The sequence below is a fragment of the Mesorhizobium sp. M8A.F.Ca.ET.218.01.1.1 genome, from assembly GCF_004791165.1.
GTDB lineage: Bacteria > Pseudomonadota > Alphaproteobacteria > Rhizobiales > Rhizobiaceae > Mesorhizobium.
Genome location: NZ_SRUZ01000011.1, coordinates 84,931 through 109,109, shown reverse-complemented (window position 1 = coordinate 109,109; position 24,179 = coordinate 84,931). Strand labels below are relative to the sequence as shown.

Here is a 24,179-nt window from a genome sequence, read left to right as displayed (position 1 = left end):
AGATGAGTTCAAGCAACGAGCGCAAGCCCGAAATCAGCTTCGCCGATTTCGATCGTGTCGACATCCGTGCCGGCACGATCATCGAGGCCGTACCGTTTCCGGAGGCGCGCAAGCCTGCCTTCAAGCTGAAGATCGATTTCGGCGCCGCCATCGGCGTCAAGAAGTCGTCGGCGCAGATCACCAAATACTATACGCCGGAAACGTTGATCGGCCGCCAGGTGTTCGCGGTGGTCAATTTCCCGCCGCGCCAGATCGGCCCGTTCATGTCGGAAGTGCTGACGCTCGGTTTTCCCGATGAAGAGGACGCCGTGGTGTTGGGCGCTATCGAACGCAAGGTGCCGGACGGCGGGCGGCTATTCTAGATCAGGAAGCCCCGGCAAGCGTCATCATGGTGGTGCTGCAGCCGGCTGGATTGAAGCGACAGCTCGAGGCCGGAACGCGCCGAGAATGGTTCCGACCGTTGCGGCTGAGAGCACGAGATGCAGGACGTCGAACGGCCAGGCCAGTCCGAAATGGATCATCATAAGGGTCAAGAAGGAAGGCGACGCGCCATCCGCGGGAATCAGGATCAAAGCTCCGGCCAGGGCCAGTCCATATTTGAGTATGGCAACTATTGCCAAAACGATGAACATTATGGCGGTGAAACGCAGAAGATTGCCATCCAGCGCACGCCAGCAGCCGGTTGGATCAAACGATCCCGTCCACAGAAAATCGCCGACAAACAGATATGTCCAGCCAAGGACGAAACCACCCGCGAGGAGGTTGAAGGCGCCCATCGCCGACACCCAAGGCGCGACGTCCTCGGGGCGGAGCGGCAGGTCATGTGTGGCCATCAGGCCGGCAAAAAGCAGTCTGTGCTCGCCGGCGACCGCAAAGCCGCAAAACAGCTGGATGGCTGCGAGAAGCAGGGCGGCCAAAAGAATCCGCCGGTCGAGCTCAAAGCGCACGCCCGGGATAGCGAAGCGCTTGACACTCTCAATGCCGCGCCGAACGACGACCCGGCCATCCTCGGGCGCATTTCCCATACGGTCCAGAACGAACGCAAGGACCATCGCCGAGAACGGCGCGGCGACAATCGCGGAAAGCCAAGTCCTGGGGTCAAAGCCCCGCGATAGAAGCCAGGTTGGCGCCTTCCCCGGATCGGCAAAAAGAACAAGAGCAAGCACCGCCAGACAAAGCGTTGTCAGAAAGCAGGGAAACCAGGCGGCCACGAAGAGCGGCCAGGCATTCGCGCGGCAATAGCCGAACACCCTCGCAACGGTCTTGCCGATGCGCAAGACGCGACGCTTCGATGATACTGCAGGCACGTCGTCCAGCGTAGAAATCGGCGTCAATCCCGCAACGAACTACACACACCGAATAATGCACCGCAAGCAACTGTCGCACAAGCTCTCGCAAGGAGCGTGTTTGACCAGACCTGAACTTCACCGCATCCTATGCGCCGGCTCTATCAGGCCGCCAGCTTGCGTGTCGTTCCCAATGCTTCCTCAACCGCGTCGAGGAACATTTCCGCGCAGGCCTTCCAGCTGTAGCGCATGGCGCGCTCGCGGGCCTGGTCGCGGCTGACGTTGAGTGCGGTAAGCGCCGCCTCGCGCAAATCGTTCGACACCGCGCCACCAAAACCGTCGCCGACGATGTCGATCGGCCCGGTCACCGGATAGGCGGCGACCGGCGTGCCGCTGGCCAGCGCCTCGATGATGACGTTGCCGAAGGTGTCGGTGCGGCTGGGGAAGACGAAGACGTCGGCCGAGGCATAGATTTCGGCCAGTTCGTCATTGGGACGATGGCCGAGGAAATGCGCCTTCGGATATTTCGCCTTGAGCTTGGCAAGCTCGGGACCTTCGCCGACGATCACCTTGCTGCCGGGCAGGTCGAGATCGAGGAAGGCGGAGAGGTTCTTTTCGATGGCGACTCGGCCGACGCACAGGAAAACCGGTCCGGGGAAACCGAGGTCCTTCCTTTTGTCTGGCCGGAAATGATCGGTGTCGACGCCGCGCGTCCACGGCCTCAACCTGTTGAAGCCACGCGCGGCAAGATCGTCGGCGAGCGACTGGGTGGCGACCAGCGTGCCCTGGCCTGAATTGTGGAAATCGCGCAGCCAGCGATAGGCCCAGCTCTCCGGCACCGGCAGGCGGGCACTGAGATATTCGGGGAAGCGGGTGTGATAGCTGGTGGTGAACGGCCGGCCGGCATTGCGGCAATAGCGCCGCGCCATGATGCCCAGCGGCCCTTCGGTGACGATGTGGATATGGTCGGCCTTGTAGCCGTCGATCAGGCGCGCGACATGGCCGGGCGTGGTCAGCGCCAGGCGGATGTCGGGGTAGGTCGGCAAGGGCAGGGTGCGGAAGATGTTCGGGGTCAGGAACTCGACCGCGACGTCGAAGGACTTCAGAGTCTCGGTGAGCCGCTCCAGCGTGTGGACGACGCCGTTGACTTGCGGGCGCCAGGCGTCGGTGACCATCAATATGCGCATGGCGGCCCTTTGCTTCGGAGGTCTGCGGTTGCCTTGAAACGATACCGGAACGGCGACCATGCGGCCGCCCTCGCTTCGCTCCAGCGCACCCTGGCGGGCACGGGGTCGAAGTGAGGCGGCAAGGACGAATCAAGTGCGGTCGCGCGCTTCATGCGCGCTCTTGACCATGGTTTCATGACGGGCGGATGAAGCAGACCGCGCCCCCGGAAAGTCGAAACCGTTTTTCAGGCAAGATCATGCTCAGTTAGTCAAATAGAAATCAGGCCGGAACCTTGATCACGGCGCGCAATCCGCCGAGCGGGCTGTCGTCGAGCGTGATGTCGCCGCCATGGCTGCGGGCGATGTCGCGGGCGATCGACAGGCCGAGCCCGGTACCGCTGGCGTCGAGGTTGCGGGCCTCGTCGAGCCGCACGAAGGGCTTGAAGACGTCTTCCCGCCTGTCAGGAGGGATGCCCGGGCCGTCGTCGTCGATGGTGACCAGAAGCGAGCCGCGGCCATGATTGGCGGTGACCTCCACCGTCTTGGCATAGCGGAAGGCATTGCCGATGACGTTGGACAAGAGCCGCGCGAAGGCGTTCGGCCGCACATGCACGGTCGGATCGCCGGAAAGCGTCGTCGACAGCTTGCATTTGCGCAAACCCGCTTCCTCGCCGAGCTTCTGGAAATAGGCTTCGAGATCGAACCGTCCCGGATCCTCCGAGGCCTCGCCGCGGGCAAAGGCGAGATAGCCTTCCAGCATCGACTGCATGTCCTCGATATCCTGGTCCAGCGCCGCCTTGGTCTCGGCCTTGCCGCCGGCCAGCGCCAGCTGCAGCTTGAAGCGGGTGAGGATGGTTCTGAGATCATGGCTCACACCGGTCAGCATGGCCGTGCGCTGCTCGATCTGGCGCTCGATGCGCTCGCGCATCTGGATGAAGGCAAAGCCGGCGCGGCGCACCTCCTCGGCCCCGCGCGGGCGGAAATCGCGCGGCATCGGCCGGCCCTTGCCGAAGCTCTCGGCGGCCTCGGCAAGCGCCAAGATCGGCCGGATCTGGTTGCGCAGGAAGGGGATGGCGATCATCAGAAGCACCAGCGAGGTACCGACCATCCAGATCAGGAAGATATGGGTGTTGGAGGCATAGGCCTGGCTGCGCCGCACGAAGACGCGCAGCACCTTGTTTTCGAGCTGGACGCGGACCTCGACGATGTTGGAATTGCCGACCGTGTCGATCCAGAATGGGCGGTTGATCTGGCGGGTAATTTCGGCGGAGAGAACATCGTCGAGGATCGAGAAGAACGGTTTTGGACCGGGCGGCGGCAACGGATCGGGCGGCAGGAGGTCGACCTTGAGCTGCATGCGGTCCTGCGCGATGCGGATGATGTTGGCGTAGTCGGCGTCGTGCGGATAGGTCTCGATCAGGTCGATGATGGCGGCGATGTCGCGCACGGTGGCCTGCGACAGGCGTTGCGTCACGGTTGCCCAGTGACGTTCCATGAAATCGAAGGCGACGACCGACTGCAAAAGGATCATCGGCGCGATGACGATGATCAACGAGCGCGCATAGAGGCGCTTGGGCATGTAAAGCGAAACGAGACGCCAGAACCGGTTCCAGATGCGCGGCACCGCCTTGAACGTCCGCGTGGCGCGTGCGCTCAGGCCGTCATTGTCCGGCTGTTCCAGTTCCGTGGTCGCCATTGGCTCTTTTCATCCGCGGCTAACTCTTTGTTGGAGCATAATCTTTCCGCAAACCGGTTCCCAGTTTTCGGGATCATGCACGTGAGCCGCCGCCGGCATTCTATTCCACGCTGAGCCGATACCCAATACCGCGCACGGTCTGCAGCCAGACCGGGTTGGACGGATCGCGCTCGATCTTGCGGCGCAGCCGGTTGATCTGGACGTCGATGGTGCGCTCGCCGACTTCCGAATCGTCACCGACCAGCTCGTGGCGGGGGATGGTTTCGCCGGCGCGGGCGGCGAAGATCGCCAGGATCTCCTGTTCGCGGTCGGTCAGCTTAAGCGCTTCGCCGCCGCGCTTCAGTTCGCGCCTGGCGATCTGGAAGGTGTAGGGACCGAACACCAACTGTTCGACCTTGGGCGTCGCCGCCGGGCCGCCCCGGCGCAAGATGTTGTTAATGCGCAGGATCAACTCGCGCGGGTCGAAGGGCTTTGGCAAATAGTCGTCGGCGCCGGCCTCGAGCCCGGAAATGCGGCTGTCGGTCTCCGACAGGGCCGTCAGCATCAGGATCGGCACATTCTTTTCGGCGCGCAACGACTTTGTCAGGTCGACGCCGGTTTCACCCGGCATCATGACATCGAGCACAAGCAGGTCGAAGTCGAGACCGGCGAGCTTGCGGCGGGCCTCGCCGGCATTGCCGGCGACGGTGACGCGAAAGCCGTTTTCGGTCAGATACTGCTTGAGAAGATTGCGGATACGGGTGTCGTCGTCGACCACGAGCAGATGCGGTGCGTCGTCGTCCGGTGCGGCCGCCTGGTCGATCCTCTCAGTGCTCTCCATGGCTTTTTCCTGACATTTTTGCGGACCCAACGTCGATCTGAGCTCTCAGTTCCGGATTGACCATCGCTTCGAGGAAGCGTTCCACCAAGGTCCGTTCGGCGGCGCCGGAATCTTCCAATGCAGCATGGATGCGGCGCGACTGTGGCCGCGCCAGCGCCAGCGCCAGCGCGCGGCCCTTGGCCGTTGGATAAAGTTCGCGCTGGCGGCGGTCGCGCGGGCCTTGCAACTGCACGACGTGATCGGTGTCGATCAATTGCTTGAGCACACGCGCCAGGCTCTGCTTGGTTATCTTCAGCACGTCGAGCAGTTCGGCGACGGTCAGGCCCGGCCGGCGGTTGACGAAATGCAGCACGCGGTGGTGGGCGCGGCCGAAGCCGTAATCGGCCAGGATCTGATCGGGATCGGAGGTGAAGTCGCGATAGGCGAAGAAGAAGAGTTCGATGATGGCGAAGTCGATGCCGTCCTCGCTGGTGATCGCGGTCCTGATCGGTTTTCCGGCAGCTGGGCTTTTATCCGTCATCATTTCTCCATGGGAACGGGAGATTATGTCAGTACTATTGACGTAATTTCCCTGCAATGGTAATTTTTGACAAGCTTTTGGGCGGATTGCGAACGAAAAGGCAAGGCAGGCCGGTTTTTCCGGAACTTCCTGAGTTTGCCAGGGCGCGATTATCCGCTTACGCTTCGAGACACCGGCCGGCGTCTCCAATCACCTGGCGCGGCCAAAAAAGAACACGCAACGACACTGAGATATGCGGGCCGTTGTCCGCGGGAGGTTACCATGGCATCCGTTCCTTTCGATCAACTGGACGGCTTCATCTGGATGAATGGCGAGTTCGTACCGTGGGGAGACGCCAAGATCCACGTGCTGACCCATGGCCTGCACTACGCCAGCGCGGTCTTCGAGGGCGAGCGCGCCTATGGCGGCGAGATCTTCAAGCTCAACGAGCATACCGAGCGGCTGCATGAATCAGCGCGCCTGCTCGGCTTCAAGATTCCCTATTCGGTGGCCGAACTCAACGACGCCTCGACCACGCTCCTGAAGAAGCAGGGCTTCCAGGACGCCTATGTCAGGCCGATCGCCTGGCGCGGCAGCGAGCAGATGGGCGTTTCGGCGCAAAACAACCGCATCAACGTCGCCATCGCCATCTGGCAGTGGCCGAGCTATTTCGATCCGGCGCAGAAGCTGAAGGGCATCCGTCTCGATGTGGCGGAATGGCGCCGGCCCGACCCGCGCACGGCGCCGTCGCGGTCGAAGGCCGCGGGCCTCTACATGATCTGCACCATGTCCAAGCATGCCGCCGAGGCCAAGGGCTACGCCGACGCCATGATGCTCGACTGGCGGGGCCAGGTCGCGGAAGCGACCGGCGCCAACATCTTCTTCGTCAAGGACGGCAAGATCCACACGCCTAAGCCCGACTGCTTCCTCGACGGCATCACCCGCCGCACGGTCATTGGCCTGGCCAGGGATCGCGGCCTGGAGGTCATCGAGCGCGCCATCCTGCCGGAAGAACTGGAAGGCTTCGAGCAATGCTTCCTGACCGGAACGGCAGCGGAAGTAACCCCGGTTTCGGAGATCGGCCCTTACCGATTCGAGGTCGGCGAGATCGCCAAGAATCTCATGAACGACTATTCTATGGCCGTTCAACCCAAGCATGCGATTGCCGCAGAATAACGATAGTCACAGCTTTTCTCGCAAGCAGGGGCGGTTTTCAGGCCGCCCCTTTTATTTAAGCGTTTGTGCATTTGACTTTCGTCCAATTCGGCGTCTCATGATGGTGTCGGCCCGGGAGGCTGGCAGCTATGGAGGGACTAATCATATGGACATGAACACGCTTCTTCCGATCATCATTCAGATCATTACAGGCATTATCGGTGGTCAGGCGGTCGGCGCGGCGATCAAGACGGCGGCGATGGGTCAGCTTCCCAAAATCCTGGGCGGAGCCATCGGCGGCGTTGGCGGCGCGGCGATCCTCGGCAGCCTGCTCGGCGGTGGCGCGATCACTCCTGACGCAGCCGCGGCGGCCACCAGCGGCCTGGGCAGCGCGCTCAACCTGCAGAACATCGTCGGTGGCGCAGGCGGCGGCGCGATCCTGACCGGCATTCTCGGCGCGGTCATGGGCGCCATGAAAAAGTAAGCCTGCCAATCTCGGGCTGGCAGAATGGGCGGCTTCGGCCGCCCATTTCTTTTTGGACACGCACTGTTTGACCTTCCGGACGTGGACGGTCTTGGCCGATGCCTCTACATGATCGCTGACACAGCGAAAGGACGATCATGGGTCAGCTCAATGCCGGTATCGTGCCGGTCACTCCGTTCCAGCAGAACTGCACCATGCTGTTCGACATGGACGACAAGCACGGCGTGGTGGTCGATCCCGGCGGCGACATCGACAAGGTGCTGGCGGTGTTGAAGGACAATGCGATCACCGCCGAAGCGATATGGATCACGCATGGCCATATCGACCATGCCGGCGGCGCGATGGAGTTGAAGGAGGCGCTCGGCATCGAGATCATCGGCCCGCATGAAGCCGACAAGATGCTGCTCGACAATCTGGAAAACCAGGGCAGGCGCTACGGCATCGACGGCGTGCGCAATTGCGTGCCCGACCGGTTCCTTGCAGAAGGGGAAACTGTGTCGTTTGGCGGCCATGTGTTCGAGGTGCTGCATTGCCCCGGCCACGCGCCCGGCCATGTCGTCTACTACAACCGCGCCGCCAAATTCGCCCATGTCGGCGACGTGCTGTTTCGCGGCTCGGTCGGCCGCACCGACCTGCCGGGCGGCGACCATGCGGCACTCATCGCCTCGATCAAGGACAAGCTGTTGCCGCTCGGCGACGACATCGGCTTCATTTGCGGCCATGGCCCCGGCGGGCGCTTCGGCGAGGAACGGCGGACCAATCCATTTTTGACCTGAATGATGAGGTCTGGACCGCCCTGGGTTCGAAAGCCCAACAAGCCGACAACAAAAAAAGCGCCGGCCTTGCGGTCAGCGCTTTTTGTCTGGGGCAGGGAAGCCTCAGTTGGCGGTGCAGAAATGCTGTTCGCCGTCGCTGCCGGTGAAGGTGCCGGTGCGGGAATTGAAGGTGCGGTAGCGATCCGAGCAATACTCGTACCAGCCGCGCGTCCAGGGTTCGGCGTAGCGGTCGGCATAGACCACCTGCGGTTCCACATAGTAGCGGCGGACCGGAGCCGGGCGCACGAGCACCTGACGATCATAGTAACCGTCATCGTAATAACGGTCGGAATCGGGCGGCGGCCGGTCATTGGCCAATGCGCCACCAATCAGCGCGCCGGCGGCAAGGCCGAGAACGCCGGCTGCCACAGCGTCGCCATTGCCATGGCCGTGATGGTGCCAACGGCGCCAGTCATCGGCATTGGCTGCCGAAAAGGTCCCCAGCGTGGTGGCGACCACGGCGGCGGACAGCACGGCTGTCTTGAAAATGCGGTTCATCTTGGTCTCCTTCGTACCGGGCCGTGCAGGTCTGCAGGGGATACGGTCCGGCTTTACCAGTGACTAATATGAGACCGTGGCTGAACGGGGGCTGAACGAAATTTTGACCACGCGCATTCTTTCACGGCATCAACAGCCGCACCCTCGGGGCGCGGACCTGACCTGCCGGAGCCGGCGTCGTCCGAAGCCGGCTCAGCCGACCGACAGGTTGACGGCCTTGGGTCCCTTGCCGCGCTTGTCCGGCTCGGTGTCGAATGTCACTTTCTGCCCATCCTCGAGACCGGGAAGACCCGACGCCTGCACGGCCGAAATATGCACGAAGACATCCTTCGCGCCATCATCCGGTGTGATGAAGCCGAAGCCCTTGGCATGGTTGAAGAATTTGACGGTGCCGGTCTGCGGCATGGGAAGCTCCTTTGATCCCATAAACTCCAGTCTCGGGCCGGCAAATGCCCGAGAGGAAATTTGTCCTTTATTTTAGCGTCATCGGCAAGAGAAAGTTTTGCGGGCACTTAAAGCCCGCCGCGCTTTAAGTGCTTGTTATGATGCGCGTCATTGGCCGGGACCCGGATGAACTTGCCGGTAACATGCGTTCATGCTGCACTGCTGACATGAAAAAGGCGCGGCGAAAACCGCCGCGCCTTTCAAAAATCTGTCTGCCTGCCCAGGTGCTGGTCAAGCTCCTCGTTCGCTCATCCGCCTGGGACGTGCGGTGCGCCGATCGCTCAGGCTGCGCGCAGGTTGACCGCCTTCGGGCCCTTGCCCATGCGGTCCGGCTCGACGTCGAAGGTGACCTTCTGGCCGTCGACGAGCGTGCGCAGGCCCGAGGCCTCGATCGCTGAAATGTGGACGAACACGTCCTTGGCGCCGCCGTCGGGCGTGATGAAACCGAAGCCTTTGGTTGCATTGAAGAATTTAACGGTGCCGGTCTGGGCCATTGGGGAAACTCCTTCACCCGTTCAGTCTTGGTGGTCCTGCCCGCCACCTGGCGTCGAGGGCAGTTCCTGGTGGTTGCTTTCGGCAGTCATGCATTGGCGCATGGTCAAACCCCCCGCCGAAAAACGGGGCCGTCAGAGATTCACAGTATCGGGGAAAGGTCGTCCAAAACGTTCCGCTCTCCGGGTCGCAAATGCCCGAACACAGAATTTATCGCACGGAAACGTGAAGGTTGCAAGATAGCGCCGCGGGCCGCCGCCATGGGCGCATCCCGACGCATAAATCGACCGATCAAAGCGTCGACCGGCCGCAGATAGGCTTCGTTGGCCGAGGGGTCATCGGCCCACAGCCCCGGTCATGCATGGGCCAGAAGCGATGATTGCCGGCGACGCGGCGGGACCCGACCGATCCCGCTGTCATTTCCCGATAGAGGCCGCGGGCGGGGTTGCAATCGGCAGTGGAATGGCGAGGATCATGCCATTGGCGACTGATCTAAATCTTGTTTTGAGCGATATCATTGTCAGCGAACCGCCAGGCAGTCTTGGGCGGTATGCACCGGGACGGGGATCGAGGGAGAGACGATCATGAGGTTGCTTGCGGCAATCTTTTCACGGCAGGGTTTTAGCGTCCTGTTCCTGTCGGCAATTCTTGCCGCCTGTACGGTCGTCGTCGATGACGGACCGCGCCCGCGTCCGCCGCGCCCCGAACCGCAATTCTGCACCAAGCAGTACGAGCCGGTCTGCGCCCGGCGCGGCGACGATCGCCAGACCTTCGCCAATGCCTGCCTTGCCGGCAGGGCGGGTTACCGCATTGTGCGCGATGGCCCCTGCCGCGATGGTGGTGGTGGTGGCGGCCAGCAGGCCTTCTGCACCCGCGAATACGCGCCGGTGTGCGGCCGCCGGCATGGCGAGATGCGCACCTTCCCCAACGCCTGCGAGGCCCGCGCCTCGGACTATCGCATCGTCGGCGAAGGGCCGTGCTGAGAACTTACCTTCCCTCCTTGTCGAAGAAGCGGAAATTGCAGTTATTCTTCCACGCCGACATAAGCCTTCGTCCTGAGCAGGCCGGCCAGATGAGCGGCGTTTGAAGCCGCCATTTCGATGGCTTCGGCGACCTTGTCGGGAGTCTTCGGCAGGTCGACATAGTTGACGTCGCCCATGGCTTCACCGACCCAGTAGACGCCGCCATTGGCGGGGATTGTGAAGCCGACGTCGTTCAGCGCCTGGAAGCATTCCGCGTGGCAGTGATGCGCGCCGTCCTCGTTGCCGACGATCGCCACCAGCGCCAGCTTGCCGGCGGCCGGCATGCGGCCCTTGTCGTCGGTTTCGTCGAGAAAGGCGTCCATGCGTTCCATGACGCGCTTGGCGATGCTTGACGGCTGGCCCAACCAGATCGGCAGACCGAGGATGAAGATATCGGCGGCGACAATCTTTTCTCGCAGGCCAGGCCAGTCGTCGCCCTTGCCCATGTCGGAGAGCACGCCGGGCTTGATGTCGTGATCGACAGCCCGCACGACCTCGCCCTTCACGCCATGCGGTTTGAGCGCTGCGAGCAGATCGGCGATGATCTTGTCCGTGGACGATTTTTCCTTGTCGCCGGAAGCTTTCAGCGAACAATTGATGGCAAAGGCGGCAAGGGGCATTGCGGAACTCCTGCATAGGGTTGTGCACGCTCAACGTCACAAGGCGCTTGCGGTTGCGCGGCGGGCGAGATCCAAACATGGCTGCCTAGGCAGGATACGCCCCATCGGCGGGTCCTGCATAAAACTCGCTGCCGTGCTCGTCGGAAATGCGCAGGCGGTCGGGGGTTTGCGGCATGGACAGGCTGTGGAACAGCGCGGTGGCGCATTGCAGCGCCGCACGCAGGGTCGGCGCCTCCAGCGACACCTTGTCGAGCGTCGCTTCCTCGGTGTCGCGCGACCGGTAGAATTCGATTACAAAGTTCAAGCAAGCCTCCGAGCGGAATATTGCGTGAGCATGTTGCGTCAGTCCATTGTCTGCTCACGGCAGCGGGTGTGCGCACTCAGCGCCGCTCGGGCTATCAACCCTTGGACTTCGGCTTCAAGCCGCTCTCCGCCTGCTTGACCGACGAGCCGAACGGGGAGGCAGGCTTGGCCACCACCTTGTCCTTCTTCGGCTTGCGCACCTCGCGATTGCTTCGCTGCTGACCCTTGGACATGACTGCTCCTGATGCGCGTTGGCTGGGCGTGTCGGCTGGCTTTCCGCTCAGGTGACCGGATTGTCGGCCAGTTCGAGATTGTCTTCCGTGGTGACCCGTTCGTGGGTCTCCTGCTCGCTGCGGATACGGTATTGCGGGGAACCGTCCTTGACCGGCAGCCTGCTCTTGATCTCGAACAGTTCCGCGGTCTTGCTGAGCAGGCCGGTCCGGCTTTTCATGCGCACGGTCTGGCCGATGGCGAAGAGATGCGAGGGCGTGTCGGTGCGCGGACGCGCATTCTGTTGGAAACGGATCATGCTGCATTCTCCCGGTCGCGCATCAGCGCGGTTTCGAGGTCCATGTAGTCGCTGGCGACAAGCTGGCTGGTGGGCGGGTTGTTCATCGCCCTTGCCAGCAGATGGATGAAGGTGGCGACGCGGCGCCAGGCAAGCCGCGACATGCCATCGATCAACTCTTCGTCGTGATCGATGTCGTAGTCGCCAGCCGGCAGTTGTCCTTCCAGGCCACCGAGCACGAACGGTGCGGTGAAATGGGCGATGGAGCGGGTGGTGCGGTCCGGCATTGTCCTGGCCTTGATATTTCCCCGCCTCGTGGCGTCACGTAAACAGCGGTGTGAGAGCAAAAAAGCGGGGACACGACGAATGTGCCGCGCGTCCAGTACCGGCAATTTGGAATGAGATTGGCGGGTCGAAAACCTCCGACGCCGCGAGATGCCAATTCTGGCCCAAACGATATCTCCCATATAGCTCAACTTTGCGCTCTCTTCAAGAAGAATTGTTGAATTACCCGCCTCGGATAGAAAAATAGGCCTCTATAAACTTTCGAACAATTCCGTTATGGTTCAAGATATTTCTAAAAGTTTCTTGGAAACATGCCGAGTTTTTCCTTGACGCCCGTACTTTTTATTTTTTCTGAAAAGGATAAAATCATGGTTTCAGTCAGAACCTCGAAAGGGAAGACGGTGGCGATCAATCCGATCGTCAAGCCAATCGCCACATACGCCAATGGCGCCGCTGGAAAGCCGATGGCCGTCCAGTCGGCGCGGCTGACCATCAGAAGCGACGAGGCGGCAAGGCGTACGATCTCCGACACCGACGGCACCGTTAGGCGGGCCAGGCAGGTTGCCGAGACCAACCGCCTGATCTGACCGCTTTCGCGGCGATGTAGGGCACAGAACCAAGCAAAGCCTTGAACGTGCCGCGCCGATGGCCTAGATCGCGGGCAGGCGCGAAAACACGGCAGGTGTCCCATCAACAGAGATCAGAGAAGAGCGGCGGGTGCGGGAGCTACGTCTGGCGCGGCCAAGTCTGGCGCCGGAGGACGGCCGCCGCTGGGCCTCGACCAGTATGTGCAGCAGGCGCTGCAACTGCATCAGGCCGGGCGCCGGCAGGAGGCCGAGGCGATCTACCGGCAGGTGCTGGCGCGTCAGCCCAAACACGCGGCCGCGGCGCATTTCCTCGGCTTGCTGCTGCACCAGACCGGGCGCAGCGAAGAAGGCATGGATTTCCTGGAGCAGTCGGTTCAGCTGCAGCCGACGAACCCCGACTTCCTCAACAATCTCGGCACGGTGATGCGCGATCTCGGCCGCGTCACGGCGGCGATCGATTTCTTCCGCGGCGCGGTGGACCTGCGGCCGGAGCAGCTCGCGGCGCGCGACAATCTCGGTTCGTCGCTGAAGCAGATCGGCCGGTTCGAGGAGGCCGAGGACATCTATCGCGGCACAGTGCAGCGCAATCCATTCCACGTGCGCGCGCGCATCGGGCTTGCCGAAACCCTGCAGGAAGCCGGACGCCTCGACGAGGCACTGGCTGTCTTCCAGGAGGCCCTGACCATTCGCCCCAAGGATGCCGACCTGTTGCACGGGCTGGGCGTCGGGCTGATGGAGAAGGGCAAGCTCGGCGAGGCGACAGACCTGTTCCGGCAAGCGGTGGCGATCCAGCCCGGCATGGCCCGCGCATGGCTGATGCTGACGCAGGTCAAGCGCCAGAAGGAGCGCGATGCCGAATTGGCCGGCATGGAGGCGCAGCACGCCAAGGCGCCCCAGGACAGCCTGGCACGCATGCAGCTGTCGTTTGGCCTCGGCAAGGCCAATGACGATCTCAAGGATTACGGCAAGGCCTTCGACTACTTCGCCGAGGGCAATGCCATCCGCCGCAAGGGCATCGACTATGATCCGGTGAAGACGCGTGCCGAATTCGAGGCGATGAAGACCGTGTTCGATGCCGGCTTCTTCGAGAAGCACAGGCCGAGCCCGATCACCGACGATGCGCCGATCTTCATCGTCGGCATGCCGCGTTCGGGCACGACGCTGGTCGAACAGATCATCGCCAGCCACCCCCAGGTTTATGGCGCGGGCGAGCTCAGCATCCTGAAGACGGCGGTCGGCAGGCAGTTTCCGTCGGACATGCCGGGCGGCTTCCCCTGGGGCGTGGCCGACACCGACGATACCGATTTCGCCGAGGCGGGGCAGGCCTATCTCGACATGCTGCATGCCCGCTATCCGCATATGCGCCACGTCACCGACAAGATGCCGGGCAACTTCCTGCTCGTCGGCTTCATCCGCATGATGCTGCCGAAGGCCAGGATCATCCACTGCGCCCGCGATGCGGCGGCGACATGCCTGTCGATCTACAAGGTGCATTTCCGCGGCGACAGCCACCGCTATGGCTATGACCTCGGCGAACTCGCCGATTTCCACAATCTCTATACCGACATCATGGCGCATTGGCACAAGGTGCTGCCCGGCGTCGTGCACGATGTGCGCTACGAGGACTTCGTCGCCGACCAGGAAGGCCAGAGCCGGGCGCTGATCGACTATCTCGGCCTGCCATGGGACGATGCCGTGCTGTCGTTCCACGCGACCGACCGGCCGGTGCGCACGGCATCCGCCGCGCAGGTGCGCCAGCCGATGTACCAGGGCTCGGTCGATTTGTGGAAGCGCTACGGCGACCGGCTGAAGCCGCTGCTCGACAAGCTGGATTAGCGAGCGGGTCGCGGAGATGCCCATCAGCTTCGTCATCCTAGGGCGAAGCAGGAGCGAAGCTCCGTCGCGAAGACCCTAGGATCCATGCCGCGACCTCGATCGAAGAATGCCGCGGGGCAGAAGTCTTCGCCGTTTCCGATATTTTGACGTTACGGCATGGATCCTATGGTCTACGCCGCGTCGCTTCGCTCCTTGCTCCGCCATAGGATTGTTTGGGCGCATCCCCCTCGGCGAGGGCGCGCACGCTAAGCTTATTCAGTCGGTGCGTTCATTGCCCAGGCGACGCCGAAGGGATCCTTCACCTGGCCCCAGCGGTCGCCCCAGAACATCACCTGCAGCGGCGTGACGATCTCGCAGCCGGCGTCGACGGCGCGTTTCCACCAGGCGTCGATGTCATCCTTGCCGAGATGGAGCTGCAGCGTATAGCCCTGCGCCGCCTGGTGCGGATGGCCGTGTTCCGGATAGGCGTCGCCGAGCATCAGCGTCGAGCCGTTGATGTAGAGGTGGATATGCATGGTGCGGCCTTTTTCATCCGCCGGATAGGCAAAGACTTCCTCGGCCCCGAAAGCCTTCTTGTAGAATTCGGCGGCCTTGATGGCGCCGTTGACCTGCAGATAGGGGGTCAATCCGCCAAGAACCTTGGCGCGGGGCGGGGTCTGGTCGGTCATTCTCGTGTTCCTCTTCACGTTTGGCATGGCCTTGCGGATCATAGGACGGATGAGGTGACGCCAATCCTACAGGGCCCGAAAATTTTTCGCCGCGGCCGGATCATCGGGCACCGGCCGGCTTTTGAGGCCGGTGCATGCTGCGGCTGGCCATGGTCATATGACCTTGGCCGAGGACGTGGCCGCGCGACGGCTGTCGCGGGCATCGAAGATTTCCGGAAAGCCGATATCCTTGCGCAGTTCGGCCGGCAGCGACAAAAGGATGCGTTCGCTGCGGTGACGGGCGCGCGCCGCGGCATACCGGGTTGCGATGCGGCCGATGGGTGACAGGACGGACATGATGACTTCTCCCTGGGTTGGCGCCGGCATCATCGTGTCGGCATCCCAAGGACGAGGCAGCAACGGGCGATCCGACAGATTGTCGAATTTTTTCTCTGTTACCGGCGCGGCGCCCTTACGTCAGGCAGCAGTCTCCAATCGTTCGATCGTTTCAAGGTCGGCTCTCTTGGCCTTCCCCTCGACGGCGAGGTCATAGCTTGCCTGCATGTTCATCCAAAACTGCGGCGTGGTCCCAAAAAACTTCGCAAGGCGCAGTGCGGTATCGGGCGTTACCGGTGTCGTCTCGCTGGCTAGGCGCTCGATGCGCGTGCGCGGCACATGCAGCTTTTTGGCCAGCGTGTAAGGCTTCAGACCAAGCGGTATGAGATACTCTTCGCGGAGAATTTCTCCGGGATGGATGGGCGGGTTGATATCAAGCATTTGGGACCTGCCTTCAATGGTAGTCGGTTATTTCAACATCTTCTGCCTGCCCATCCACCCAGTGAAAGCAGATGCGAAACTGATCGTTGATGCGGATCGAATGCTGACCGGCACGGTTGCCTTTCAACGGCTCAAGCCTGTTGCCGGGAGGCGTCTTGAGATCTGACAGTTCGGCGGCGTTGTCGATCATGTACAGCTTCCGTTGGGCCGGTCGGACAAGATCCGAAGGGAAGCCCTTTGGAGCCTTGCCGTTCGAAACGGCTTGGCTGGTCTTGTCCTTGAACGAGCGTATCATCCGTGGGGTTCCGACGGACGTACCATGACATGATACGTTTCAGGAATCAAGAGTACGTCTCATGAAATGATACCAAAGGTGCGCCCTGTCAATGACAGGCCGAAACTTCATCGGCAATGCATCTTCCTCGCCGCTCAGCCGGTTCCTTCAGCCACTTCACGGAAGAAACGCTCCGGGTCTTCGACCTCGGTCAGCTTCCGCTTCTCGACCAGCCAGAAGCGGTTGCCGACGGCACGGATGAAGGAGCGGTCGTGCGAGGCGAGCAGGCAGCTTGCCTGGTGCTTCAGCAACTCCTCCTCCAGCGCTTCCTGGCCGTCTATGTCGAGATGGTTGGTCGGCTCGTCGAGCAGGTAGAAGTTGGGATTGGCGAGCCTGAGCGCCAGCATCATCAGCCGCGCCTTCTGGCCGCCCGACAGCACACCGATCCTTTTCTCCTGCATCTCGATGACCACGCCGGCGCCGGCGAGCAGCGAGCGGGCGCGCTGTTCGCCGACATCGTAGCGGCGCGAGACCATGGCCAGCGGCGTGTCGTCGCCGCTGATGCCGGACAGCGCTTGGTCGCTGTAGCCGAGCACTGTCGACGGCGTCACCTTCACATTGCGCACCGCATCCTGATCGAGGATGGCGTTGCGGATCAAGGTGACGAAGCGCGACTTGCCGACGCCGTTGCGGCCGAGCAGCACGATGCGGTCGCCCTGGCAGATGTGACGCTTGCCGGTCCGAAACAGCAGCGTGCCGTCGGGCGTTTCCACCGCCGCGTCGTCGAGCGTGATCAGCACCTTGGCGTGCGTGCCGCGATTGGCGAGTTTGATCGCGCCCGCCGATTTTTCGCGATGCGCCGGATTGGCTGCCTCTTCGAGCTTTTCCGCGCGCTGGTTGAGCTGCTTGGTCTTGACCGTCAGCAGGTCGCTGCCCGAATTGATGCCGATATTGTTGAGCTTGGCCGCCTGCCGGCGCAATTGCTGCGCCACTTTCATGTCGCGCTGGAATTTTCGCTCGGTCGAGGCGTCGACCTCGTCCAGCGCTTCCCGGGCCCGTGAGTAGGGTAGCGAAAACACCGGCGACTGTTCCGGACGCAGGAACAGCGTGCGGTTGGTGGTGGCGTCGAGGAAGGCGCGGTCATGGCTGGCGATGATGACGGGCACGTCGCGCGGCAGCGCGTTGAGCCAGGTTTCCAACTGGCTGATGCGGGCGAGGTCGAGATGGTTGGTCGGCTCGTCGAGCAGCAGCACGTCGGGATCGGTGACCCAAACGCGGGCGATCAGCGCCAGCCGCTGCCAGCCGCCGCTCAGCGCCCGCATCTCCCGCTCGCGCATTGGCTCGGGCACGTCGAGCGAATCGAGGACCACGTCGACGCGCCACATCTCGCTGTCGGTCTGCTCCGGTGGCAAGGCATCCGCCACCACCTGGTAAAAAGTACTGCCGAGCAGGGCAGGGGCAACGGACTGTTCGACATGGCCGACGCGCAGGCCGCGCGTGCGGGTGATGTCGCCCGTTGTCGGCTCCAGCTCGCCGGCCAGGCATTTCAACAAGGTCGACTTGCCGCGGCCGTTGGCGGCAACGATGCCGAGCCGGTCGCCAGTGCCGATGCTGAGGTCGAGATTGGAGAAGAGCGGCGCACTCATGGTGACGCCGAGGGATTTGAGGCTGATCAGGGCCATTTTCGATTTCTCTGGTCTGTCCGGAAAGTCCGGGTCAATGCACTTTGACGGTGCGCGTGCCGGCTATCAGGCTAGGCGTTGCACACCACGAAGGGCAGACCAAAAAATCGAAGCGGGAAAAAAACCCGGACCGTCCCTGGTCAGCCCTGCAAGCTAGCTCGCAGGGCAGAAATCGGGCCACGCTGACGATGGTGACGAAAAAACGTAAACACGTGAGCCCTCCTTTCGAGACGTTCGAGTGTGACGACTGGCTACACCAAAGGCGGGGCTGATGGCAAGGCCACCGCTTTCGCGCGGCGCGGGAAGGGGTCCAGCACCAGGATGCAGCCGCAGATGATCGCCACCGCGCCGAAGCCTTGGATGACGGTCAGCGACTCGCCGAGCAGGATCGTTCCGGTCAGCACGGCGATCGTGGTCACGGCGAATTCGACGCTGATCGTCCTGGTTGCACCGATTGAGGCCACCAGCCGGAAATAGACGACATAGGTCAATGCGCTCATGACGCAGGCCAGGATCGCCAGGTAAAGGAAGTCGACGGGGCGCGGAATGGCCGGCACCGGCACGACGAGCAGCAGCGGCAGCGTCATCAGCCCACCGAACAGGAAGGCGGCGCTGGTGAGTTCCAGCGAGCCGGCCGAGCGCAGATGGCGATTGGCGTAATTGCTGCCGAAGGCGGCCGAGAACGAGCTGAACAGCGAGGCGGCGCAGCCGGTCGCAAAGGATGCGGTGACCGGAACGGCGGGGAAGCCGACCAGGACGACAATGCCGGCAGCGCCGAGCAGCAGCCCGCCCAGGCCACGAACAGTGATGCGCTCAAGCCCCCAGAGCTGGCCGATGATCATCGAGAACAGCGGGATCGCGGCAACCAGAATGGCCGCCATGGCCGTGCCGATGCGCGGCGTGGCATAGGAAAGGCCGATCAGCTGAGCGGCGACGGTCGTCGCGCCGACCACCGCGAAGTGCCGCCAGCCGGCGCTGAAATCCAGCCGTCGCCGCGTCGCGGCGGCAAGCAGAAAGAGCGTGCTGCCGGCAATCAGCGCGCGCAAGGTGACCGCGCCGACCCAGCCGAATGCGTGCACCACCTTGAGCAGGACCAGAAAGGACAGGCCCCACGTGACGGCCAGGAAGATGTAGGCGGCGATGTCTCTGGGTTTCATGGGGGTGGGCCGTGCGGGAGTTTGGTTTCCGAGCGGAGGAGCCAATGCCAAGGCCCGTATAGGTTCGTCCCATGACTGGCAAGGTGCCAAGAAGAGCTGATCTATGATGGAGGGACAGCGCCCCCCTCCTGCCGGACATCTCCCCCACAAGGAGGGAGATTGGCAGCTTGTGCGCCTCGCTCATTCCGCGACGTTGGAGATTGGCGAAAGCAAAGATGATATCCGATCTCCTCGTGGGGGAGATGTCCGGCAGGACAGAGGGGGCGCGAAGGATCGCTACTTTCCCGGTCTGCCTGTCTTGCCAGGCCGGCGCTTTTCGCGGCGGGCGTCGCCTGGGTCCTCGTAGGAGCCGATGCCGGTGCGCTCGCGCTTGACCGGCTTCTCGCCTTCGATCGGCGTCTCCGTGCGCCGCACGGTCATTTCGTCGAGTGAGTTCTTCTTGAACAGCGGTTTGGTCGCGTCGCCCGGGATGCCGAAATCGGAGCCGTGCGCCTCTTCGGCCGACTGCTTCTTGAACAGCGAGCGCGACACCGCGCCTGACGGGGTCGGCATGTCGGTACCGGGGCCCATATCGTCCAGCGACGGCTTGGCGAACAGCGGCTTCTTCACCGGTACGGCGCCGCCGGCGCCCATCTCGTCGAGATCGGGCTTGCGGAAGAGGTTGGGCCGGGCGGCCTTGGCCGCCTCTTCGGCGGCACGTGCCTGGTCGAGCTTGCGGAACCGCTCCTGTTCCTCAGCCGTACGATGCTTGGCCACGCCCTTGTTGTGCTTGCCTTTTTCGCGGCCCGAGGCCGGACTTTGGCCTTCCACCTCGCGCGCCAGCGGATCGTCGGAGATCGACAGTTCCATCTCGCGCAGCCGCTTGATCTCGTCGCGGATGCGGGCCGCCTTCTCGAAGTCGAGATTGGCGGCGGCGTCGCGCATCTGCTTGTCCAGCGCGTCGAGATGGGCTTTGAAATTGTTGCCCATCATGGCGCCGGCGCCGTCGGTGAACTGCGAGATATCGGCGCGGACATGGTCCTTCTCGTAGACCGAGTCGAGAATGTCGGAGATCCGAGACTTGACCGATTCCGGCGTGATGCCGTTGGCGGCGTTCCACTCCATCTGCTTTTCGCGGCGACGGTTTGTCTCGGCCATCGCCCGTTCCATCGAGCCGGTGACCTGGTCGGCGTAGAGGATGACCTTGCCGTCGACATTGCGGGCAGCGCGCCCGATGGTCTGGATCAGCGATGTCTCCGAACGCAAAAAACCTTCCTTGTCGGCATCGAGGATGGCGACAAAGCCGCATTCGGGAATGTCGAGACCTTCGCGCAGCAGGTTGATGCCGACCAGCACGTCGAAGGCGCCGAGGCGCAGGTCGCGCAGGATCTCGATGCGCTCCAGCGTGTCGATGTCGGAATGCATGTAACGAACGCGCACGCCCTGCTCGTGCAGGTATTCGGTCAGGTCCTCGGCCATGCGCTTGGTCAGCACGGTGACCAGCGTGCGGTAGCCGGCGGCCGTCGTCTCGCGGATTTCGCCGACGACGTCGTCGACCTGGCTCTTGGCCGGGCGCACTTCGACCGGCGGATCGATCAGGCCGGTCGGGCGGATGACCTGCTCGGCGAAGACGCCGCCGGCCTGCTCCATTTCCCAGGCGCCCGGCGTCGCCGAAACGGCAACCGAAAGCGGCCGCATGGCGTCCCATTCCTCGAAGCGCAGCGGCCGGTTGTCCATGCAGGAGGGCAAGCGGAAGCCGTATTCGGCCAGTGTCGCCTTGCGCCTGAAGTCGCCGCGATACATGCCGCCGATCTGCGGCACGGTGACGTGGCTTTCGTCGATGAAGACCAGCGCGTTGTCGGGAATGTATTCGAACAAAGTCGGCGGCGGATCGCCAGGCTGGCGGCCTGTGAGATAGCGCGAATAGTTCTCGATGCCGGCGCAGGAGCCGGTGGCTTCCAGCATTTCGAGGTCGAAGCGGCAGCGCTGTTCCAGCCGCTGCGCTTCAAGCAGCCGGCCGGCGCGCTCGAGTTCCACCAGCCGGTGCTTGAGCTCTTCCTTGATCGACTTGATCGCCTGGTTGAGCGTCGGGCGCGGCGTCACATAGTGCGAATTGGCGTAGATCTTGACGCTCTTCAGCTCGCCGGTCTTCTGGCCGGTCAGCGGGTCGAATTCGGTGATCGCCTCGATCTCGTCGCCGAACATCGAGATGCGCCAGGCGCGGTCTTCCAGGTGGGCGGGGAAGATTTCGATCGTGTCGCCGCGCACGCGGAACGAGCCGCGCACGAAATTGATGTCCTGGCGCTTGTACTGCTGGGCGACGAGGTCGGCGAGCAGGGCGCGCTGGTCGAGCCGGTCGCCGATCTGCATCTGGAAGGTCATCGCCGTATAGGTCTCGACCGACCCGATACCGTAGATGCAGGACACCGAGGCGACGATGATGACGTCGTCGCGCTCGAGCAGCGAACGCGTCGCCGAATGGCGCATGCGGTCGATCTGCTCGTTGATCGAGGATTCCTTCTCGATGAAGGTGTCGGTGCGCGGAACGTAGGCTTCCGGCTGGTAATAGTCGTAGTAGGAGACGAAATACTCCACCGCATTGTCGGGGAAGAATTTCTTGAACTCGGAATAGAGCTGCGCGGCCAGCGTCTTGTTGGGGGCCAGGATCAAGGCAGGGCGCTGCGTCTCCTCGATCACCTTGGCCATGGTGAAGGTTTTGCCGGATCCGGTAACGCCGAGCAGCACCTGCGTGCGGTCGCTGTTGTCGACGCCTTCGACAAGATCCTTGATGGCGGTCGGCTGGTCGCCCGCCGGTTCGAAGTCCGACACCATCTTGATGGCGATGCCGCCTTCGGATTTCTCCGGCCGGGCAGGGCGGTGCGGCGTCCACAGCACGCCGTCCTTGTGCAGCGGATTGCCGGATTCGATCAGAGCCGAGAGCGCTGCCACGGTGGCGGTGACGCCACTGGACGACATCGTCTCGGCTTCTTCCAGCGAGATGTCGAGCCCGGCGACCGGATTGAGGCCGGCCGCCGTGCGTTCGCGGGCCGACGCGGCGCCGCCCATCGAGGTGCCGCGCGCGGTGCGGCCCGGCGCCGCGGAGCGCTCTGGAATCTTCTTCGGCGACTTGGCGCCGCCGCCTTTGCCCGCGGCGCGGCCTTCCCGTTCAGCCTCCTGTTCGATCTGCTCGGCCCAATCCGCGATCGAACCGGTTAGCGGCGTGCCCGTCAGCTCAGCCTGCGGCATCTCGGCGAAGCCGCCCTTGTGCAGCGGCTCGGACGCGTCGAGGAAATCGGTCAGCGGGCTGCGCCGCTTCGGCGCGGCGCGGTCGTCATCCGCCGTCGGCGGCGTTCTTTTATCGGGGGATTTGGCCATGTCCCGAATATGGGAGGTCTTGGCGAAAATGGAAAGAGCGCGATGAAGGCTGGCCGGCGGGCGCGTCATGCTCCTGACAGAAGGCTGTCAGGAGGTGTCGGTGGGTTCCGCCTTATCTCAAGCGCCGCTTCCGTTCGACGCGACCCGGGTCGCCGATCCCTTCAGGCGATCCACTACGACGAGGCGTGTAACCCTGCCCTTCTTGAAGGCGGCGAGGAAGCGGGCATAGTCCCGGAAGACGACGCAGCCATTGGATTCGGCGCGGCCGCCGCGCAGCATGTAGGTATGCGCGAGGAGGCCGTTGCGGTTGTATTTGTTGCCGCCGCTCGTCGGTGTCAGGCGGATCGCCTCGACGCCGTGGAAGCGGGATTCGCGCAGCGACAGATTGTAGGTGTCGGGCGGCGTCGGACCACGGTCCTTCACGTGGACATAGCGCGGCTGGTCAACCATGGCGCCGAGGCCGGAATGCGCTTCGAGCCGCTGGCCGTCCGGCATGTAGACGGTCTTGGCGCTGATGTCATAGACGGCCACGCCATGGCCAGCGCCGCTTCCGGCACTGGGGCCGTTGAACAGGTTCCTGAACGCCTGGCCGAGGCCGCCCGCAGGGGTATCCGGCTTGGCATAGGCCAGCACGTCGCCGTTTTCGCCGGAGCGGCCCTGGCGGGCAGGCTGCCTGGCCACCTCGACCGGCTTTGCCTGAGGTGCAGGCTTCTGTGGCAGTGCCTTGGGCTGCGGAGCCGGCTTGTCCTGCTCCACGACCTTGGGCTGCGGAGCCTCATATTGCGGGCGGCGGGTCGGCAGCGGGACGCCGTCGGTAAGCGCATCCGGCAGCGAGGCGGCGTCGCCGGGCTGTTCCTGCTGGGTCTCCACCGGCGCAACCGCGACATCGGGTGAGGATTCTGTCATCGGCAGCGGCGAGGCGAAGGCTTCGTCCTCGACCGGCATCGACTCGACGAGGGCAAGCGCCAGCTGCGCGTTGTCGGGCGTTTCCGACTGGGCAAAGCCCGTCGGCGCCGGCGCGGTCTGCACGACGGAACCCGTATCGGCGCGGGCGAAGCGTTCCGCCGCCGGAGCCGGCATGTCGTTGGACAGGCTGGCCATGACCTGGACGGACGGCACGAGAGACGCCTCGGTGACTTGCTGGGCGGCGGTGGAAATAAGGGGATGGGTGCTGGCTGGGGCCGCCGGCTTTCCCGCACCGGCGAAGGCGGCGGCAAGCTTTGTCGGCGACAGCGACGCTTCCATCAGCTCGAAGCGTTGCTGCGATTTCGACTTCGCCGGCGTTGGTTTGACCTGTGCCACCAGACGCGCGGATTTCTCCGCCTTGGAGGTTACCGCGGCCAGCTTGAAGCAGCTGGCGCCGCACTGTACGGCATGGTCGTGCAGCGCCTGCGCGCCGCCATGGGCATTGGCCATCACGAACGGCGCCGAAGAGCTGAGGAAATGCTGTTTCAGCGGATCGGCGAGAGCGAGAACGCCCGGCATGGACAGCGTCTGCGGCAGGCCTGCCGACGTCGCCGAGAGCGAGGCGCCGACGGAGCTGAGGCCGGCCATGGTGCCGATCAGCCATAGGCCGACGGCAACGCCGACGCCTGGCACAGCGACCCAGGGGACAACCCGTTCAGGGGTGAAGGATGAGGCACGTGACGCTTCGACAGCGGTCTCGCCGCCCCAACGCCTGTCCCCGACAATTTTACGACTCAAGAACGCCATGCAACCAATCTTGCTCCAATCGGCTCCCACGTCCGCGGCTGTGATAGCCGCGACGACCA

At 63.3% G+C, this 24,179-nt stretch carries 28 protein-coding genes; 7 read left to right on the top strand and 21 right to left on the bottom strand.

Features of this window, described 5'->3' with window-relative positions; all coding sequences use genetic code 11:
* The first annotated feature begins 2 nt into the window (after positions 1–2).
* Positions 3–362, top strand: coding sequence for a tRNA-binding protein (locus EN861_RS31160; RefSeq protein ID WP_135867477.1), 360 nt, complete (start codon positions 3–5; stop codon positions 360–362).
* Between the two features lie 24 nt (positions 363–386).
* On the opposite strand, the gene EN861_RS31155 is transcribed toward EN861_RS31160, so the two are convergent.
* The 5 genes from EN861_RS31155 to EN861_RS31135 form a co-directional block, all read right to left on the bottom strand.
* Positions 387–1,277, bottom strand: a complete 891-nt coding sequence (locus EN861_RS31155) for a hypothetical protein (protein ID WP_245512155.1) — start codon at positions 1,275–1,277, stop codon at positions 387–389.
* A 173-nt stretch (positions 1,278–1,450) separates the two neighbouring features.
* Positions 1,451–2,473, bottom strand: coding sequence for a glycosyltransferase family 1 protein (locus EN861_RS31150; protein ID WP_135867475.1), 1,023 nt, complete (start codon positions 2,471–2,473; stop codon positions 1,451–1,453).
* A gap of 259 nt (positions 2,474–2,732) precedes the next feature.
* Complete coding sequence (locus EN861_RS31145) at positions 2,733–4,148, bottom strand: ATP-binding protein (protein WP_135867474.1); 1,416 nt, start codon at positions 4,146–4,148, stop codon at positions 2,733–2,735.
* A gap of 100 nt (positions 4,149–4,248) precedes the next feature.
* On the bottom strand, positions 4,249–4,968 hold the full coding sequence (locus EN861_RS31140; protein WP_127869752.1) for a response regulator transcription factor: 720 nt from the start codon (positions 4,966–4,968) through the stop codon (positions 4,249–4,251).
* Positions 4,955–5,488, bottom strand: coding sequence for a MarR family transcriptional regulator (locus tag EN861_RS31135; protein ID WP_167531318.1), 534 nt, complete (start codon positions 5,486–5,488; stop codon positions 4,955–4,957). The genes EN861_RS31140 and EN861_RS31135 overlap by 14 nt, the downstream gene beginning before the upstream one ends.
* A gap of 261 nt (positions 5,489–5,749) precedes the next feature.
* On the opposite strand from EN861_RS31135, the gene EN861_RS31130 reads away from it, so the two are divergent.
* The 3 genes from EN861_RS31130 to EN861_RS31120 all read left to right on the top strand — a co-directional run bounded on the left by EN861_RS31130 (position 5,750) and on the right by EN861_RS31120 (position 7,882).
* Positions 5,750–6,643, top strand: a complete 894-nt coding sequence (locus tag EN861_RS31130; RefSeq protein ID WP_127869751.1) for a branched-chain amino acid aminotransferase — start codon at positions 5,750–5,752, stop codon at positions 6,641–6,643.
* 145 nt (positions 6,644–6,788) lie between these two features.
* Positions 6,789–7,106, top strand: coding sequence for a hypothetical protein (locus tag EN861_RS31125; protein WP_127278400.1), 318 nt, complete (start codon positions 6,789–6,791; stop codon positions 7,104–7,106).
* Positions 7,107–7,243: 137 nt separating this feature from the next.
* A complete protein-coding gene (locus EN861_RS31120) occupies positions 7,244–7,882 on the top strand; it encodes an MBL fold metallo-hydrolase (protein WP_135867473.1) in 639 nt (212 codons plus the stop codon).
* A 102-nt stretch (positions 7,883–7,984) separates the two neighbouring features.
* On the opposite strand, the gene EN861_RS31115 is transcribed toward EN861_RS31120, so the two are convergent.
* The 3 genes from EN861_RS31115 to EN861_RS31105 form a co-directional block, all read right to left on the bottom strand.
* Positions 7,985–8,419, bottom strand: a complete 435-nt coding sequence (locus tag EN861_RS31115; RefSeq protein ID WP_127869750.1) for a BA14K family protein — start codon at positions 8,417–8,419, stop codon at positions 7,985–7,987.
* Between the two features lie 192 nt (positions 8,420–8,611).
* Positions 8,612–8,824, bottom strand: a complete 213-nt coding sequence (locus EN861_RS31110) for a cold-shock protein (protein WP_008877668.1) — start codon at positions 8,822–8,824, stop codon at positions 8,612–8,614.
* 320 nt (positions 8,825–9,144) lie between these two features.
* Positions 9,145–9,357, bottom strand: coding sequence for a cold-shock protein (locus tag EN861_RS31105; protein WP_006202520.1), 213 nt, complete (start codon positions 9,355–9,357; stop codon positions 9,145–9,147).
* Between the two features lie 582 nt (positions 9,358–9,939).
* Here EN861_RS31105 and EN861_RS31100 point away from each other — a divergent pair.
* The gene (locus tag EN861_RS31100; protein WP_127278403.1) at positions 9,940–10,338 is read left to right on the top strand and encodes a Kazal-type serine protease inhibitor; all 399 of its coding nucleotides are present in this window, start codon (positions 9,940–9,942) and stop codon (positions 10,336–10,338) included.
* Between the two features lie 41 nt (positions 10,339–10,379).
* Here the strand turns inward: EN861_RS31100 and EN861_RS31095 are convergent, their stop codons facing one another.
* From EN861_RS31095 to EN861_RS31080, 5 genes are all read right to left on the bottom strand, one after another.
* Positions 10,380–10,997 (bottom strand): NAD(P)H-dependent oxidoreductase, encoded by a 618-nt coding sequence (locus EN861_RS31095; RefSeq protein WP_135867472.1) that lies wholly within the window; start codon positions 10,995–10,997, stop codon positions 10,380–10,382.
* 85 nt (positions 10,998–11,082) lie between these two features.
* A complete protein-coding gene (locus EN861_RS31090) occupies positions 11,083–11,301 on the bottom strand; it encodes a hypothetical protein (RefSeq protein WP_127278405.1) in 219 nt (72 codons plus the stop codon).
* 94 nt (positions 11,302–11,395) lie between these two features.
* Entirely contained in the window at positions 11,396–11,533 is a 138-nt protein-coding gene (locus EN861_RS35635) for a hypothetical protein (RefSeq protein WP_167498789.1), read from the bottom strand.
* Positions 11,534–11,580: 47 nt separating this feature from the next.
* Complete coding sequence (locus EN861_RS31085; RefSeq protein ID WP_127278406.1) at positions 11,581–11,829, bottom strand: hypothetical protein; 249 nt, start codon at positions 11,827–11,829, stop codon at positions 11,581–11,583.
* Positions 11,826–12,095 carry a hypothetical protein gene (locus EN861_RS31080; protein ID WP_135867471.1) on the bottom strand — a complete coding sequence of 90 codons (270 nt, stop codon included), beginning with the start codon at positions 12,093–12,095 and terminating at the stop codon, positions 11,826–11,828. Before EN861_RS31080 ends, EN861_RS31085 begins: the two co-directional genes overlap by 4 nt.
* Before the next feature lie 366 nt (positions 12,096–12,461).
* On the opposite strand from EN861_RS31080, the gene EN861_RS31075 reads away from it, so the two are divergent.
* Positions 12,462–12,680, top strand: coding sequence for a hypothetical protein (locus EN861_RS31075; protein WP_127869747.1), 219 nt, complete (start codon positions 12,462–12,464; stop codon positions 12,678–12,680).
* 201 nt (positions 12,681–12,881) lie between these two features.
* Positions 12,882–14,516, top strand: a complete 1,635-nt coding sequence (locus EN861_RS31070; RefSeq protein ID WP_127278409.1) for a sulfotransferase — start codon at positions 12,882–12,884, stop codon at positions 14,514–14,516.
* Between the two features lie 251 nt (positions 14,517–14,767).
* Here EN861_RS31070 and EN861_RS31065 read toward each other — a convergent pair whose 3' ends face one another.
* From EN861_RS31065 to EN861_RS31030, 8 genes are all read right to left on the bottom strand, one after another.
* Positions 14,768–15,184 (bottom strand): glyoxalase/bleomycin resistance/extradiol dioxygenase family protein, encoded by a 417-nt coding sequence (locus EN861_RS31065; RefSeq protein WP_127278410.1) that lies wholly within the window; start codon positions 15,182–15,184, stop codon positions 14,768–14,770.
* Positions 15,185–15,337: 153 nt separating this feature from the next.
* Positions 15,338–15,520: a hypothetical protein gene (locus tag EN861_RS31060; RefSeq protein ID WP_127278411.1), complete on the bottom strand. Its 183-nt coding sequence runs from the start codon at positions 15,518–15,520 to the stop codon at positions 15,338–15,340.
* Between the two features lie 120 nt (positions 15,521–15,640).
* Positions 15,641–15,940, bottom strand: a complete 300-nt coding sequence (locus EN861_RS31055; protein WP_127278412.1) for a HigA family addiction module antitoxin — start codon at positions 15,938–15,940, stop codon at positions 15,641–15,643.
* 13 nt (positions 15,941–15,953) lie between these two features.
* The gene (locus tag EN861_RS31050) at positions 15,954–16,235 is read right to left on the bottom strand and encodes a type II toxin-antitoxin system RelE/ParE family toxin (RefSeq protein WP_127278413.1); all 282 of its coding nucleotides are present in this window, start codon (positions 16,233–16,235) and stop codon (positions 15,954–15,956) included.
* 134 nt (positions 16,236–16,369) lie between these two features.
* Positions 16,370–17,896, bottom strand: a complete 1,527-nt coding sequence (locus EN861_RS31045) for an ABC-F family ATP-binding cassette domain-containing protein (protein WP_135867470.1) — start codon at positions 17,894–17,896, stop codon at positions 16,370–16,372.
* A gap of 251 nt (positions 17,897–18,147) precedes the next feature.
* Positions 18,148–19,053, bottom strand: a complete 906-nt coding sequence (locus tag EN861_RS31040; RefSeq protein ID WP_127279688.1) for a DMT family transporter — start codon at positions 19,051–19,053, stop codon at positions 18,148–18,150.
* A gap of 276 nt (positions 19,054–19,329) precedes the next feature.
* Positions 19,330–22,407, bottom strand: coding sequence for an excinuclease ABC subunit UvrB (gene uvrB / locus EN861_RS31035; RefSeq protein ID WP_135867469.1), 3,078 nt, complete (start codon positions 22,405–22,407; stop codon positions 19,330–19,332).
* A 117-nt stretch (positions 22,408–22,524) separates the two neighbouring features.
* Positions 22,525–24,120: a DUF2778 domain-containing protein gene (locus tag EN861_RS31030; protein WP_127869742.1), complete on the bottom strand. Its 1,596-nt coding sequence runs from the start codon at positions 24,118–24,120 to the stop codon at positions 22,525–22,527.
* Positions 24,121–24,179: the final 59 nt, after the last annotated feature.